Source organism: Lacrimispora amygdalina (assembly GCF_900205965.1).
Lineage (GTDB): Bacteria > Bacillota > Clostridia > Lachnospirales > Lachnospiraceae > Lacrimispora > Lacrimispora amygdalina_A.
In genome coordinates, this window is the sequence record NZ_OAOF01000004.1 from 93,857 (window position 1) to 109,289 (window position 15,433).

The 15,433-nt window shown below is 37.9% G+C and carries 16 protein-coding genes, 1 tRNA gene and 1 riboswitch; of the genes, 3 read left to right on the forward strand and 14 right to left on the reverse strand.

What is annotated here, in order from left to right; translation table 11 throughout:
* Positions 1-241 precede the first annotated feature (241 nt).
* From CRO04_RS07270 to CRO04_RS07315, 9 genes are all read right to left on the reverse strand, one after another.
* The gene (locus tag CRO04_RS07270; RefSeq protein WP_097003580.1) at positions 242-679 is read right to left on the reverse strand and encodes an arsenate reductase ArsC; all 438 of its coding nucleotides are present in this window, start codon (positions 677-679) and stop codon (positions 242-244) included.
* A 288-nt stretch (positions 680-967) separates the two neighbouring features.
* Positions 968-2,704 carry an arsenical pump-driving ATPase gene (gene arsA, locus CRO04_RS07275; protein WP_097003581.1) on the reverse strand — a complete coding sequence of 579 codons (1,737 nt, stop codon included), beginning with the start codon at positions 2,702-2,704 and terminating at the stop codon, positions 968-970.
* Positions 2,704-3,111, reverse strand: a complete 408-nt coding sequence (arsD, locus tag CRO04_RS07280; protein ID WP_097003582.1) for an arsenite efflux transporter metallochaperone ArsD — start codon at positions 3,109-3,111, stop codon at positions 2,704-2,706. Before arsD ends, arsA begins: the two co-directional genes overlap by 1 nt.
* Positions 3,112-3,138: 27 nt before the next feature.
* Positions 3,139-4,206 carry an ACR3 family arsenite efflux transporter gene (gene arsB / locus CRO04_RS07285; RefSeq protein ID WP_097003583.1) on the reverse strand — a complete coding sequence of 356 codons (1,068 nt, stop codon included), beginning with the start codon at positions 4,204-4,206 and terminating at the stop codon, positions 3,139-3,141.
* Positions 4,203-4,568, reverse strand: a complete 366-nt coding sequence (locus CRO04_RS07290) for an ArsR/SmtB family transcription factor (RefSeq protein ID WP_097003584.1) — start codon at positions 4,566-4,568, stop codon at positions 4,203-4,205. The genes arsB and CRO04_RS07290 overlap by 4 nt, the downstream gene beginning before the upstream one ends.
* A gap of 71 nt (positions 4,569-4,639) precedes the next feature.
* The gene (locus CRO04_RS07295) at positions 4,640-6,283 is read right to left on the reverse strand and encodes an FAD-dependent oxidoreductase (protein ID WP_097003585.1); all 1,644 of its coding nucleotides are present in this window, start codon (positions 6,281-6,283) and stop codon (positions 4,640-4,642) included.
* Positions 6,274-6,597 (reverse strand): ArsR/SmtB family transcription factor, encoded by a 324-nt coding sequence (locus CRO04_RS07300; protein WP_097003586.1) that lies wholly within the window; start codon positions 6,595-6,597, stop codon positions 6,274-6,276. The genes CRO04_RS07295 and CRO04_RS07300 overlap by 10 nt, the downstream gene beginning before the upstream one ends.
* 332 nt (positions 6,598-6,929) lie before the next feature.
* The gene (locus CRO04_RS07305) at positions 6,930-7,688 is read right to left on the reverse strand and encodes a sugar phosphate isomerase/epimerase family protein (RefSeq protein ID WP_097003587.1); all 759 of its coding nucleotides are present in this window, start codon (positions 7,686-7,688) and stop codon (positions 6,930-6,932) included.
* Positions 7,689-8,147: 459 nt separating this feature from the next.
* Complete coding sequence (locus CRO04_RS07315; RefSeq protein ID WP_097003588.1) at positions 8,148-9,086, reverse strand: carbon-nitrogen hydrolase family protein; 939 nt, start codon at positions 9,084-9,086, stop codon at positions 8,148-8,150.
* Between the two features lie 452 nt (positions 9,087-9,538).
* On the opposite strand from CRO04_RS07315, the gene CRO04_RS07320 reads away from it, so the two are divergent.
* Entirely contained in the window at positions 9,539-9,763 is a 225-nt protein-coding gene (locus CRO04_RS07320) for a hypothetical protein (RefSeq protein WP_097003589.1), read from the forward strand.
* A 379-nt stretch (positions 9,764-10,142) separates the two neighbouring features.
* Here CRO04_RS07320 and CRO04_RS07325 read toward each other — a convergent pair whose 3' ends face one another.
* From CRO04_RS07325 to CRO04_RS07335, 3 genes are all read right to left on the reverse strand, one after another.
* Positions 10,143-10,634, reverse strand: coding sequence for an NUDIX hydrolase (locus CRO04_RS07325; RefSeq protein ID WP_097003590.1), 492 nt, complete (start codon positions 10,632-10,634; stop codon positions 10,143-10,145).
* A gap of 340 nt (positions 10,635-10,974) precedes the next feature.
* Complete coding sequence (locus tag CRO04_RS07330; protein ID WP_242974371.1) at positions 10,975-11,259, reverse strand: hypothetical protein; 285 nt, start codon at positions 11,257-11,259, stop codon at positions 10,975-10,977.
* Between the two features lie 212 nt (positions 11,260-11,471).
* A complete protein-coding gene (locus tag CRO04_RS07335; RefSeq protein ID WP_097003591.1) occupies positions 11,472-12,377 on the reverse strand; it encodes an SDR family NAD(P)-dependent oxidoreductase in 906 nt (301 codons plus the stop codon).
* A 162-nt stretch (positions 12,378-12,539) separates the two neighbouring features.
* On the opposite strand from CRO04_RS07335, the gene CRO04_RS07340 reads away from it, so the two are divergent.
* Positions 12,540-13,007 (forward strand): MarR family winged helix-turn-helix transcriptional regulator, encoded by a 468-nt coding sequence (locus tag CRO04_RS07340; protein ID WP_097003592.1) that lies wholly within the window; start codon positions 12,540-12,542, stop codon positions 13,005-13,007.
* Positions 13,008-13,298: 291 nt separating this feature from the next.
* Here the strand turns inward: CRO04_RS07340 and CRO04_RS07345 are convergent.
* Positions 13,299-13,371, reverse strand: a tRNA-Ala gene (locus tag CRO04_RS07345).
* A 94-nt stretch (positions 13,372-13,465) separates the two neighbouring features.
* Positions 13,466-13,582: riboswitch (FMN riboswitch) on the forward strand.
* A gap of 83 nt (positions 13,583-13,665) precedes the next feature.
* On the opposite strand from CRO04_RS07345, the gene CRO04_RS07350 reads away from it, so the two are divergent.
* Complete coding sequence (locus tag CRO04_RS07350) at positions 13,666-14,334, forward strand: ECF transporter S component (protein ID WP_207654416.1); 669 nt, start codon at positions 13,666-13,668, stop codon at positions 14,332-14,334.
* 52 nt (positions 14,335-14,386) lie between these two features.
* Here CRO04_RS07350 and CRO04_RS07355 read toward each other — a convergent pair whose 3' ends face one another.
* Positions 14,387-15,358 carry a DUF4846 domain-containing protein gene (locus CRO04_RS07355; protein ID WP_242974373.1) on the reverse strand — a complete coding sequence of 324 codons (972 nt, stop codon included), beginning with the start codon at positions 15,356-15,358 and terminating at the stop codon, positions 14,387-14,389.
* Positions 15,359-15,433 lie beyond the last annotated feature (75 nt).

Sequence of the window (15,433 nt, forward strand, 5' to 3'; positions counted from 1 at the left end):
TATTCATCAATAACATCATCCTCTAAAAGCTTCGCAATGAATAAAAACATAGCTGCCAACCTGTATTGTACCTTTTTCTTCTACTACCATTTATATGATTATAACATACTATAATTCAGATTTGAATAGTAATTTTACTTATAATTTATTATTTTTCAATTCAACCTATTATAAACTATAGCAAAAAAAGACCAACTAAGATTATTTCTTCCTAATTGATCCTATATATAATATACTACACTTATTTAACTGTATTTACAAATTCATCAATTCTTTTTGCAATATCATCCCGCAATTTTCTAGCCAGTTCCAGTTTTTCTTCCTCTGTCCCTGTAAAATCGTCAGGATCCCTAAATTCTCTCCAGCTTAATCTTGTAACTTTTCCCGGAAAGATTGGACAATCCTCTTCTTCTCCTCTGTTACAAACTGTAATTACATAATCATATTTTCTTCCCTGGTTGTAAAAATCCAATAATTCATCAACACACTTATTGGATATATCCAGGCCATATTCCTTCATCACTTCAATAGCGAGAGGATTAATGCTTTTCTTTCTGAAGCCTGCACTTTCTGCCACAAAAGATTCTCCATATTTGTGATTCAGGATTGCATCAGCAATCTGACTGCGGAATGAATTGGAAACACAGACAAACAGAACTCTTATTTTTTCTCTTTCCATAAAATCTCCTTATATAACAGCATATATTGTTATACTACCTTTCCTTATTGTTTTAAACATTTTGCAAACATATATTTTAACTATACCGTAGAAACATTATCTTATCTATCATAAATAAGTAAAATAAATGTAAATAGAACTACTTTTTCAGTATATCAAATTTAAGGATGCAGTAGCATGCCCTCTTATCTCCATCTTTTGAAATGGGTATTAAAAATAAGTAAGTTCACAAAAAAATAGTAGCAGTTTCTGTTTCCAGACACCTGTTACTATTTCTTCAATTTCACTCTACAGCAGGTAAAGATTCTCGCCTTTTATTTCATCCGAGCGCCAGCTGATTACTGCAAAATTTCCATTTGCGTGCTCATCCACCTTATTAATCCATTCAATTTCATTACTGGCTTTCGCTGACAGCAATTTATTAGTCGTACCGGTACGGTAAAGGGAAGAATTGATTACCCACCACTTTGCAGCAATATCCGCCCGCTTTAAATCTTCCTCAAGACGCATGGCTTCATAAACCGGAGTGGTTTCTGCGAGCGTTACAATAATAACCTCTGTTTCCGTTTTATTCCGCAATCTTGGCAGCAGCTTTTTTGCGGATTCAGGAACATCCCCCTGGGAACGCTTGATCTCCTGATTATAGCTCTGAGTTGAATCTAAGAGTAACAGCGTATGTCCGGTAGGTGCGGTATCAATGACAACAATCTGGTCTTCTGCCTTATCAACGATATCTGCAAATGCCCTGAATACAGCAATTTCCTGGGTACAGGGAGATCTTAGATCTTCTTCGACATATGCGATATCTTCTTCCGACATGGTCTCCCGCGCTTTTGAAAGTACCTCTAGCTGATACTTCCTAAGTTCTTCTTTTTCATCGATATGGCTCATTGTGATTCCATCTGTCTCATTCATAACAAATTTAAGATGAGCCGCCGGGTCGGTTGTGGTTAAATGCACCTTTTTCCCTCTTGATGCCAAACCTAATGCAATAGAAGCTGCTATTGTTGTTTTGCCTACTCCGCCTTTACCCATAGTAAAAATAACTTTTTTGTTGGTGTGATATAAATCATCAATCACATCTTTTAAACCTGGAATGATTTCTGCCTTTATTTTATCAGCACGAATCGTATAATTATCATTTTCCAGAAAAGCTCTTACGTTCTCTATACCGGTTATATTATAAGCTCTAAGCGGAATGGAATACAGTTTCATATTCCTGATTTCTTCCGGCATTCCGGCAAGGGCTGCCTGTTGCTTTTTATATAAGCTTTCTGAAATAATATCATCATAGGATGTTAATACTCCATTTACAACCATCACCTGATTATTTACTCCAATATCTGCGAGTTCGGTGGAGGCTCTTGCTGCTTCTTTTAAAGGAGTTACCTCCGGTCTTGAAACCAGAATCAAGGTTGTACGATTTCCATCAGCCAATGTTTCTACAGCTCTTTTATAGATTTCTCTTTTGCTTTCCAGCCCGGATAACTGACCCAGGCAGGAAGCACCGTGTGTATTTTCGCTGATAAAATTGCTCCATGCAGATGGAAGCTGAAGCATCCTTAGTGTATGCCCTGTCGGTGCAGTATCAAATATAATATAATCGAACTCTTCCTGAACTTTTTCATCCGTAATAAATTTGGAAAATTCATTAAATGCTGCAATTTCAACGGTACAGGAACCAGAAAGCTGTTCCTCCATATTTTTCAACACAGTTTCAGGAAGATGTCCGCGGTATGGTGCGATTACGCCTTCACGATATTGTGCAGCTGCTTCTATGGGGTCTAAGTTTGCTACCACCAGATTCGGAACTTCATGAATGGGCACGCCTTTATTATTTAATTCTGTCTCAAATACATCCTGGAGGTTGGATGCCGGATCCGTACTGATCAGCATAACTTTTTTTCCTGAATCAGCAAGGGATACAGCTGTGGCACAAGCTGTTGAAGTTTTTCCTACCCCACCTTTTCCAGTAAAAAAAAGATATTTTGTGAGTACTGCTTCTTGTATATTAAAATTTTCCATTATAACTCCCTTTCACCACAGCAATCTCCTCCAGAACATCCACAACCCTGTGTTTTCTTATCTGCAGCTTTTACCACATTTGGATTTTCACCAATATAATTTTCCGGCACATCAAGCAATTTTACAAATTCATCATTAGAAGGGTATCTTCCAGTTATAATAATTTCTCCATCTATAACAATAACCGGTAAACCTTCCACCCCTTTTTCCTTAATAAAGTTATTTACCGTTTTATTCGTTACAAATTCCTGAGGCGCATTTGTAAGGTTAAACCTGTCAACATGTACTCCATTATTCTTTAATGTGTTTAATACCGTAGAGATCCTTAATAACTCAGAATCGACTCCAACGCCGCAAAGTCCTGTTGAACAGCACATAGCTGGTTCAAATATCTGCATCTTTTTCATTATGAATTACTTCCTTTCTAATTTCTATTATTTTTCAATTGCATTCGAATTCTCTGGAAACCAATGAGAAGTCTTATTTGCTATTTTAACAAGTATTAACATAATCGGTACTTCAGTTAAAACGCCTACTACGGTAGCAAGTGCTGCCGGAGAATCCATTCCAAACAAGGCAATCGCAACCGCCACTGCAAGTTCAAAGAAATTGGAAGCACCAATCATGCCTGCAGGAGCTGCTATATTATGAGGAAGCTTCAGCATCTTTACTGCCAGATAAGCAATAAAGAAAATCAAAAATGTCTGTATGGTTAATGGCACTGCTATCAGTAATATGTGCAAAGGATTGTTTAAAATAACATCGCCCTGGAAGGAAAATAAAAGTACAAGCATCAGTAATAATCCAGCGATTGTTGCATTATCAAATTTAGGAAGGAACTGATTTTCAAAATATTCTGTTCCTTTTTTCTTACTCACATACATTCTTGTTAATACACCTGCGGTTAAAGGAACTACCACAAACAAGACAACTGATATAATCAGAGTATCCCAGGGAACGGTCACCTTACTCACTCCCAGTAAAAATTTAACTATGGGCACAAACGCGACCAGAATAATCAAGTCATTGGTTGCTACCTGTACTACCGTATAGGCCGGATTTCCTTTCGTCAGCTGACTCCACACAAATACCATGGCAGTACAAGGTGCTGCGCCTAATAAAACGGCTCCAGCTAAATATTCTTTCCCTAAATCTGCAGGAATCATTCCCTTAAATACCACATAGAAAAAGAATGAAGCGATTGCAAACATAGTGAAAGGTTTTATCAGCCAATTGGTAACCCATGTCACATATAATCCTTTGGGATTTCTTCTGATATTTTTAATACTTTCAAAATCCACCTTCATCATCATTGGATAAATCATGACCCAGATCAGTATTGCAGTAGGAATCGATACATTTGCATATTCAAACTGATTAAAGAACACAGGCACCGCTGGTAAAAACTTTCCGATTAATACCCCTGTAACCATGCATAAAGCTACCCATATGGTTAAGTATTTCTGAAAAAAACCAATTTCTTCTGATTTCTCTTTATTCATTTTTTCTCTCTCCTTTCATGTATTATTTTCGAATTTGCACAGACATCAACGGTTTTGTACTTTTCGCATTGTTCATGATCTGCCTGATATGTTGGTAATTCAATCATCTTATGCTGCAGATACTTCCACAGGTCTTTATGTTCCTTTTTAAAACTATCGCTTATCCCGTAATATGCCCATTGTGCCTTCTTATAACAATTAAGGATCCCACAGTTTTTAAGTACAGTCAGATGTCTGGAAGCGTTTGACTGCGTCATATCTAAACAGACCTCAATCTCACAGACACACATTTCTCTTTCCATCAGTAAAGTCAGGATCCGTAACCTGCTTTCTTCTGATAGTGCCTTAAAAATATCAACCACGATTTCACCCCTTCCTGTATAAATATTTATATGAGCATATATGCATATTCTATGCACGAAGAAATCATATGTTACAATGATTTCCTGTTTTTTCTGTAATTTTTATGTCCGCCAGATAAATTATAAACTTCCTTAAACCCGTGGTTTAATAAGATATTCTGCGCCGCATTACCGGTGACCCCTTTGTTGCAATAGGTTATCGTTATGGCATCTTTATCCAGTTCATCTAATGAATTCCTTAATTTTGCATGGGGTACGTTTACCGCAGTTTCTATATGATCCTGCTCGTACTGTGAAGCGGCTCTGGCATCTATTAATTGATAGTCCTTACCGGAGTTTATTAGCTCTTCCAGTTCATCAGAAGTTATGAGCTTTCTGTCTGAGTGAATTGCATTATCTAAAATCATGCCCGTATACATAACCGGATCTTTTGTTGTGGAAAATGGAGGTGCATAAGCCAAATCCAGATGAAACAGGTCTTCCGCCTGTGCTTTATAAGTAATTGCTGTAACAAATACATCAATCCTTTTATCAACGCCTTCAAATCCTGCAATCTGGACACCTAAAAGTCTTCCGGTATCTTTATCTGCGATTCCTTTGATGACCATTTCCCTGCCACCCATATATTCCGGTTTATTGGGCTTTATATTATGGCAGACTGCGACATGGTACCCTTCCTTTTTTGCTTCTCTCTCTGTTAATCCCGTAATCGCTACCGTCATATCAAAGACCTTAAAAATACCAGTTCCAAGAATACCTCTAAAGGATAAATTTCCTCCTGTTACTACATCCCCTGCGATTCTTCCGGTTTTATTGGCGGTAGATCCCATCGGGCGATATACCGGTTTGCCGGTAACTACGTGATACTGTTCCGAACAGTCACCACAGGAATAGATGTCTTTTACATTCGTCATCATCTTTTCATTTACTTTAATGGCTCCTGTTACTCCCAGTTCAATACCTGCTTTGGCTGCTAATTCTGTATTCGGTCTTACCCCGGTTGATAGAAGTACAAAATCAGCTTCCACTTCTCTTTGGTCTTCCAGAATCACCCTATCTTTTTTTATCTCTGCTACTGATAGACCCGTTAAGAGCTTAATCCCGTTTTTCCTTAAATGGTCTTCCACATATACTGCCATGTCTCCATCCAGGACTGGAGTTACCCACGGAAGTCTCTCTATGAGCGTTACCTCAATACCAAGTTCTTTTAAGTTTTCACATACTTCCAGACCTATGAATCCAGTCCCCACAATAACTGCTGATTTTGGTGCGTATTCATTGATAAAGTCTTTAATTTGATTCATATCCCCGATATTTCTCAAGCTAAACACATTCTTTAAATCTGCCCCTTTGACCGGTGGTATAACAGCGGCAGCACCAGCAGCTATTACAAGCTTATCATAGTGATCTTGAAAGGTATCACCCGTAGCCAGATTTTTTATCTCCAGTGTCTTATTTTTATGGTCAATGGATAGCACTTCATGTCTTATTAAAATGTCCACATTGTATTTACTTTTAAAAAATACAGGATCTCTGGGAGTGAGTTTTTTGGCATCCTCCACCTCACCACCGATATAATAAGGCATTCCGCATCCTGAATAAGAGATATAGCTGTCCTTGTCATAGATAATAATCTCCGCATTTTCATCGTTTCTTCTTGCTTTTGCGGCAGCTGAAGTTCCGGCGGCAACTGCACCGATAATAATTAATCGCATCGATTGTCCTCCTTAGAACATTTACAGATACAGTCTTCCTGTTCCGTTGTAATGTTATCCCAAAAAATTTTTATATGTTCTATTAAATCGGTATTATTGCTGTATCGGATCCATGATCCTTCTTTTCGGTTTTTTACGAGACCGCAATCTGTCAATATCTTCATATGGTAGGATAATGTGGGCTGTGTAATTTCAAAACATTCCAGAATATCACACGCGCAAAGCTCACCGCAGGATAACATTTCTATGATTTTTAGTCTTGTAGCATCACCTAATGCTTTAAATACTGGTGCATAGTCTGCATGCAGATCCATTTTGTCTTCTCCATTTTTATATTCAAAGATTTTCGATATAGATATTTGTCTATGTCCTTATTATAAAGAGCATATAGATATCCGTCAATGTGTATCGTGTAATCTTTATGTCATTTTTATGTAAAATATTTATTTTTTCTATATCAGACAACATTAAAAACGACATTTTGAATTTCTATTCTAACAGGAGCTTCCGCCAGATACAATAAATGCCTGCTTCACAAGTACCGCCTAAGCAGCCACTCCCTGAAACCACATTTCTTATGTAATGCCCTCCTTAAACCTAGTTCGTCTATCTACATTCATAAATCAAGATTATGATAATAACTAACTTAAAAAAAATGATTATTCATCAACCATTGTATAGATTTTTCAGTGTCTTCTAAACTGTTTGTTTCAATTAACCATGTACTATTTGGAGAATGTTTTTCCAACGCCATACATATCTCCATGAAGTCTATAGTTCCACTTAAAAAATCTAAGTGTTGGTCAGAAAGTCCATTATTGTTGTGTAAATGTACGAAACTTATTTTTTTATTTAAGTGTTCTATCCATTTTAATACAGGAGTACTAGAATTACAGTTGGCATGACCCACATCCAAACAAATACCTAACCTTTTATCATTTACAGTTGTAATAACTTCAGAAACTATATCTGGTGAATGTTCAAACTGATTTTCTAGATGAATTGCAATGCTTTCATCTTTTTCCCTTAGAAATTCCTCAAAAAATAATGCTGCTCTTTTTATCCAATTAGACGGTATACTTGTTCCAGGTATATAACCATGATGAAGAATAATATTAGGGCATTTCAATAATTTTGAAATATTGTAAGCATTTTCAAATCGCTCCATAGTAGCTGATCTTATTAGTTTATCTTTGCTGCCCAAACACAAGTCTTTGTATGGTCCATGCATTGAGACAATATTAATATCATGATACACCATTAAAGTTTTATTAACCTCTTTACAATAATCATCATAAACATCAGTTTCAGAAAAAGCATCAATATTTACTGATATACCATATTTTTTACATAGCATTGATACTTCTTCAGGTTTAGATCCATCACATAAAACTATTTCTTTCATTGCTCATGACCTCCTTTTCTGATTAATACCAAGGGAAGCAACAGCATATCAAAATCTTTCAGATAATTATTTTTCATCTATTAACCCAAACTTCAATAGAAATCACAATATACTTTCCAATCAGATTTTTGCGAGTTGTAGAAGAAATAGAAATTCCCACTATCTACAATATTAAACAAAGCTTTCTCATCTGACGGAGATTGCGATAAGCTCAATCCCAGCCAATTCTGCCGGTAATAAAGGCAGGTTATTCAGGAATATTGTTGCAATGGGAATCATGTTATTTTCTCTCTTATCTTTAGGCAAACTTTCACCTTCATGCTGCCATCATACACTGCCAATCCAGCTTTCAAGTAATTCACCAGTTGGTCTTTTCCCTCCAGTTTCAAAAATAATGGCTTTTTTTGAGAGTTTTTCCTTTACTTCTTTAATTGTCATAGTTGTCACACCTCTAATAGTTTAAATGTTATCTGCTTTTTTATAATAAGGCAGTGCAACGGTATTATAATAGTGCTTACCCTTGGGATTGATGGTATCCCACGCCTGTATGTCGGAATCTGGTAGATCAGGAATCCAATACTTATCCGGGAAAATCTTTTCTGTTTTTTGACAGGTAGTATTCAACAAGATGTCTGCTATCACAAATCCTCCACCTTCAAAAAAATTTCTTCTTGCAAGCACTTGACCAGTCCCATCCACAATTTGTGCTGCCCCAACAAACTGCCTTGTTTGTAGCTTATCAGCATTTGGAAAATTATACGCCGTAACTATACCACAATGGTTTGCATGCACGATCGGAACCCGTGACAATTTTGCAAAGGTAACAGGAACTTCATATGCAAGACCTTGATTATATTGTCGCAGTGATTCCCGTTCAGCCGGAGCCTCAATAGGAAGATCCCACCAGCAGGAGCCGGATAAAATGATATCAACTTTACCGGCAATTCGCTTTAAAGTATCATAACGAATCATTTCCCAACACAAAGCAACTCCAAAGTTCCCAATAGAAGTAACCAGCACATTATTATCATCTCCCGCTGTGTAATAGCAGTTTTCAAACTGTGTCGGAATATCTTTTTTATGTTCATAAATTTTCCCGCCAGGAAATACAAGTTGAAATAAATTAAATGCGTTCTCTCCATCAAAACTAATATAAGAGCTACCAATTATTATTTTGAACTTATCTGTCAACTGATTTAACCAATTTGGTATGTTTTTATTTTGCCTGGCGACATCCAGCATTTGTGCAGAAAAGCCCATGGCAGAAGAAAAAAACTCAGGCAGTATAACGAGTTCAGCACCGGCCAAAGATGCCTGTTTGATATAGTTTTCACATTGCGCCAAGTTAGATGCTACATCCGCGAATTTTGCATTTAACTGGATACTTGCTATTTTCATTTTCTCATCCCCCACGAAAAACAATTTGCAATAATTATATGTTTAACTAAACATGATAGGTATTATTAAATCCTTGATAATTGCTTTTATAAATATAATGGGAAGTTCGTAACTTAGAACAACTTTGTACAAACTTAACCTCGTTTAATGCTAATATCATTAATTACTGTTTTCATCAGCGAGTTGCTTTATTTTATCAAAAAATGATTGCTTACCTTCCGTATATTTTTTCCTGTCATTGGAATACATTGAGATGGTCGAAATATTGCTCAAGGGTTAGTTCATCATAGCAATGTATATATTGTAAAGAGACCTCACCCTCACCTTACCAGTCGCAACTTCACCAAAATACTCATATCCGTTTTTCTTCATTGTTGTGATTCAAGTTAGTGCTATTTTGCTTCTTCCAATGATTTGGGGAATTTATCATTATTAAACAAGGAGTGTATGATATGAATTCTAATCTATTACCTGTCAGTCAAAGTGATTTTACCGATTACAAAAAGGAGATGCTGGAGGCTTTTCAAAAAAGAGCCGCAGCGGAGTTTACTGATTTGGATATGGAAATACTTCCCGAAGAGGATATTGACCGCTCATTAAATACCAAGGGAGCAATCGCTTATAAAGCTATTGACGATGATGAAATGGTCGGTGGAGCAATGGTAAGCGATGAATAAGATACCGTATGGCATAATTCACATTTGGTGTATCAAAACGTTAAAACGGTAATGGCATATGATTTTCTGGTGTTATATTTCCAACATTCCAGTTGCCGGGCAGAACAAAACAGCAGATCTTGTAAAATAGGCCTTTCAGTCCGTGAAGGGAAACGTTTTAAGTACTTCTAGGGATTTGTAGGACTCTACACATTGCTGATACAGAGTATTTGAGGGCATTTGCCTTGATCACATTTACTTTCGTCCTAAGATCAGCGCTGCTATAGAATGATTACCCTTAAAAAAATTGTCTAGAAAACTGTTGACAATCCAATATCTATTTCTTCTATTCAACTATTTTAAATAAAATATGTAGTTCGCTTGATCAATACATGGATACTTACAGAACGGTACCAAGGAATTCTTCTAATCTTTTTTTATGAGCGTATATATACTTTTCACTTTCAATAAATTTCAAAAAATCTTGTTTTCCCAGCCACATAAATGATATTGTTTCTTCTGGCTGTAAAGAAATTGAATTTTTATCCCAATTAATTTCACATAAATACCCATTATAAATTGTATCCTTACTTTTGCAACAATATATTTGCATTAATTCATTTGCCTCTATTCCTGTTTCTTCTCTTAGCTCTCTTTTAGCAGCTTCAAGAGCAGTTTCTCCTTTAAGTGCGCTTCCTCCTGCACTAGCCTCATATAATCCTGGAAAGTTTATTTTATTATAGTCACGTTGCATTAATAAATATGAACCGTCTTTATGCCTTACAATGACTTCACATACTAAATGAAACAGACCAAAAGGAATTTGACTGCCACGAATTAGATCACACCCTGCAAGAGCACCATCTTCTAAATAAGCATCCCATATTTCCACATTACTACCTCCATAAAATAAGCAGATAATTAGTAATTAAATATCAAGTAAAGCTATGTTTGCTGTTTCAAATTTAAATTTACATAATACTTACTTACATTTTATAACTTGAGTACTTTATTTATTTTATGTCTAATTGTAAAATAATTCAACTAAATTATGGTATTCTATTTTTCGTTATCAATATCTCACATATAGTAAATCAACATTTTCACATATCCTTAATAATGCTCTTGATTTAACAAGTGTCCCGTCCCTATAAGTTAATAGAGTAGGGAAAATAATTGCTAAGAATTATTTCCCTCTCATTGAACCGTACGTACGGGTCTCGTATACGGCTCTACAATTTATATTCCAACTTTTGATAATAATTTAAAGGATTGAGCAACCCAGCTACGTCCTTTATTTTTGTTTCTAACAGTTCAGGATTTAAAATGTAATTCACCACATCCATACTACTTCTTTTGTACCAACCCAACCTTGAATTTGCAACCTTGAAGATACTTTCTTCATTAAACCCGTTCTTATATTTCCTATTATCAAGGTACACATTGGAGAGTATTACTGAGATGGGGCCTCCTTGAGGTACTCCAGTTTTGGTGGCTTTTACGATTCCTTTTTCCATGACTGGACTTTCACCAGCTAGATTAGTACCATGCCTGGCACACTAATTTAAGCCACAAGCATTCATGCCTGTGGCTTACCGTTTAAGTGGAGATAGTGGGATTCGAACCCATGACCTCTTGAATGCAATTCAAGCGCTCTCCCAGTTGAACCACACCTATTGGCTTCCAGTCCAGCCAAAATAGTATTTTGAAATATTCACCTACAACTCCCCTATATCATCCCTTGAACACCTGCTGAAACATATTCAAGGTATCCTCTTTGTTCCAGTAAGCTTTTCGTAGCCTTCCATAGATTACCCTGCATGGTGCTATCGCCGCCTGGATATATAGGTACAATGGATTTTCCTGTACCGACGTTAAAATATCCGCCAGTCACTCCTTGATACTGTGGGTCCGAAGCCAAACGGACAATAATATCAGCACCTTTTCTTGGGTCTCCTATATGCAAAGTTTTCAGTATTTTAGAAAGAACAGAAGAAAATCCTAATTCCCGGCCAAGACCTGTCACATTAAAACCGGGGTTCAAAGCATTGGCGGTGACTCCCGTTCCATATAGCTGACGGCCAAGCTCCCCTGTGAACATGATATCAAGCAGTTTCGTCTTTCCATAAAGCACAGATGAACCTCTGGCCGTAAATTCTGAAGTATCTGTTAAATCCACCGGCAATTTAAGTTCACCATGATTGCGTGATGCTTCAGAGGCGACATTCACTATTCGTGCATTTTTTGAAGCTGTCAATGAATCTAATAGCGTATGTGTTAACAACCATGGCGCTAGATAGTTCACTGCAATCATTTCAGGAAATCCCTCCTTGGTTATTCGCTGTTCGAAGCCGTGCAGTCCTGCATTATTCACCAATATATCAATTTGGGGATATGCAGTTTTAATCTGATTCCCAATTCTTCTTACGTCCTCCATAAGTGACAGATCACCGAAATAAAAGTCTATTTTTGCTTCAGGTACAGCATACTTTATAGTATTACCGGTGGATTCCGCGCGTTTTTCATTCCTGGCCGTTAATACCAGTTGTTTTCCTCGTTTGGCCAATTCAATTGCTGCCAGTTGACCAAGGCCGTTGGTAGCACCAGTTACTACTGCAATTGGGTATGTCGACATATAACCCTCCTTAATTCCTAACTCTAAACAAAAAGTTTTATTGTTGTGTACGATACGTCATTTGGCTGCTTGACATGAATCAGAATTTCAAATATACTTGATATATATCAATTATATTATTTTGCTTGATATATGTCAAGTATATTTATGTGAGGTAAATCTATGGATGAAAATAACATTGCAAAACCGGATTCAGCAAGAATTCAACTTGAGCTAAGCCTTGGCGAGCAGCTCAATGTGCTGCTTAGTGCATCGCATGCGTTAAACGTAAGAACGGCAGCCGTTTTTGACCCGACATTACAACCGGCTGCTTTCCTGATTGTCCGCTGGCTTCTGTCCAACGGACCGGCCGCTGCTACTCTTTTAGCCGAATCGACTGCTATGGACCGGAGTTCCGTGAGCCGCCTTGTCGCCCAGCTGAAACAGTTAGGCTATGTTAAAAGTGAGACTTATCCGGAAGACCGCCGCGGAGTATTGTTATCTTTAACAGAACCAGGCCGTGAAAAAGCGTTAAAGGCTATTAAGGATAAAGAAGAAGAATTTTATAAGCGCATTTCAAAATGGAAAAACTCAGACCTTGAAACATTTGTTTACATGCTCAGGTGTTTCAACGGATATGACACCAAATAGATGATTGTTAATCCAAAAGTAGCAATCAAAGAATAAACCATCGTTTCATCATTTATTATCTGGCGTTCTTCCAGAACACAAATCCGAATGCCAATTTCATTTAACAGTTGATCTGACCCCGGCTACAAAATATAATCATTAAATCAATTTATATCAGTAAAAGTAAACAATAAAAAAGGTACATTCTCAAAACTGAAAACGTACCTTTTTTGCCCTTGATTTACCAAGTGTCCCGTCCCTAAAGTTATAATTTAAGCCACAAGCAATCATGCCTGCGGCTTATTGTTTAAGTGGAGATAGTGGGATTCGAACCCATGACCTCTTGAATGCCATTCAAGCGCTCTCCCAGCTGAGCTATACCCCCATGACGGCTATTATAGCAAAGAGTAAAAAAAATTGCAACTAGATATTGCATTTAACAAAAAAAATGTTATAATACATTCAGAACAACTGCATACAGATGTCTTCAGGGCAGGGTGAAATTCCCGACCGGCGGTAAAGTCCGCGAGCGCTCAGAGCGCAGAATTGGTTAGATTCCAATACCGACAGTAAAGTCTGGATGAAAGAAGATGTGTTAAATGTGATAATACACCTGTCTATTTTTAACACCTGAAAGACACTCTTTCAGGTGTTACTTATTTTTCAGGAGGTCTGTATCATGAATATGAGCAGAAAAGCAAACAAATTAACTGTAATGGCGATGCTGTGTGCATTGGCATTCGTAGCCGTGGTGGCAATCCGGATCCCGCTAATCCCTATCGTTCCGTTTTTGGAATATGAACCCAAAGATGTGATTATCATGACCGGAGGCTTTTTATTTGGTCCTATGTCCGCAGCACTGATCTCCATCATTGTCTCTTTCATTGAAATGATTACAATCAGCAGTACTGGAATCATCGGACTTATTATGAACATCCTTTCAACCGTGGCCTTTGTCTGTCCTGCTGCCTACCTCTATAAGAAACACCACTCCATGAAGGGTGCCTTTATTGGGATGGTTGCCGGAACACTTCTTATGACACTGATTATGGTACTGTGGAATTATTTCATCACTCCAATTTACATGGGATATCCCAGAGAGGCGGTGGCTGAGCTTCTGCTTCCAGCATTTGTCCCCTTTAATCTGCTGAAAGGCGGAATTAATACAGCACTGACATTGCTGGTTTATAAACCTCTGGTTACTACTCTCAGAAAATCCAATCTGATAAGCTTTACAGATACTGCTTCAGAAAAGAAACGCATGGTTAATCTGGGAATCACCCTTACCGCTGCGGTCGTTTTAATTACCTGCGTTATGGCAGTTATGGTAATGAGAGGCGCAATGTAATCCTATAAATGCTAAAAGGTCCACCCCTGGGGGAAGGACCTTTTATTTTTCTTTATCTGCTGAATTCTTTCCACCGCTTGAGACTGTCAACGGAAAACGAATACTCCGGAGTCGCAACAGTATCCTTAATCTCAGTACTGTAATACCAGGGATCATCATCATGAAGAGGATTATTCAGTACGTGAAACTCCTGCGCGGGCATATACCCCTGTGCCAGTAAAAAGCAGCGGTTCCCAAATTCATCTTCTGCCACATCCACTACCATAACACAGTGACCCGGACTTCCTCCCCGAATCAATAAATCACCTGCCAGTACCTGGCTTAAATCAACGGATGTACACTCTTTTTCGAGAGACAGTGTCCCTGCATATACCATGACCTGCCGTAAATATTTCAAAAAGCTTTCTCTGCTTTCATCATAGTCAGCCTTCTTCACCCATGATACATGATTATTATCCACCACAAGGCGCTTTCCTGCCCTCCAGGAGGGATAATCCATTAAAAATCCGTTCGTTAAATGAAATGCAATTGCATCATAGGCTTTCACTGACCACAAATATTCTCCGTACATTCGTATGACGCTGTCCGCACATTGCTGTAGATCTCCCGCCACCAGTGGCATTGCAAATACAGCAGCGTGGACATCCTGGCGGTTTTTCTCCTTACCATTATATAAAAGAACGGGACTCTTGTCCGGCTTCATGGAAAACTGTCTTAAATAACCCTGTAAACTTCCGGCAGGCTTCTCCAGTCTGTTGTAACCGGCAGGAACAAGAAAACGGCTCTCCAGTGTTGAGCCGTCGGGATCCAGAAGCGTGACCTCACCATCAGCCAGATGTCTTTCATCCGAAGAACTTTCTTTTTTTCTTTCATCCAGGGAGACGATGGAAATGCCCGGCCATGGCGCAGAAGCAAGGGCTACCGGCTGCTCGTTCAGAACAATTCCCGGATAACCTGACTGCACCCAGACAGCTGCCATACAAAGTATCGCCCCCGCTAAAAAAAAACTGATGGTTCGCTTCATAATAAGACCCCCTGCTTACTGGTAATGTTTCCCAGACTCTTTTCTAACATTGTAGCATAGTCTGATTTTGTTTAC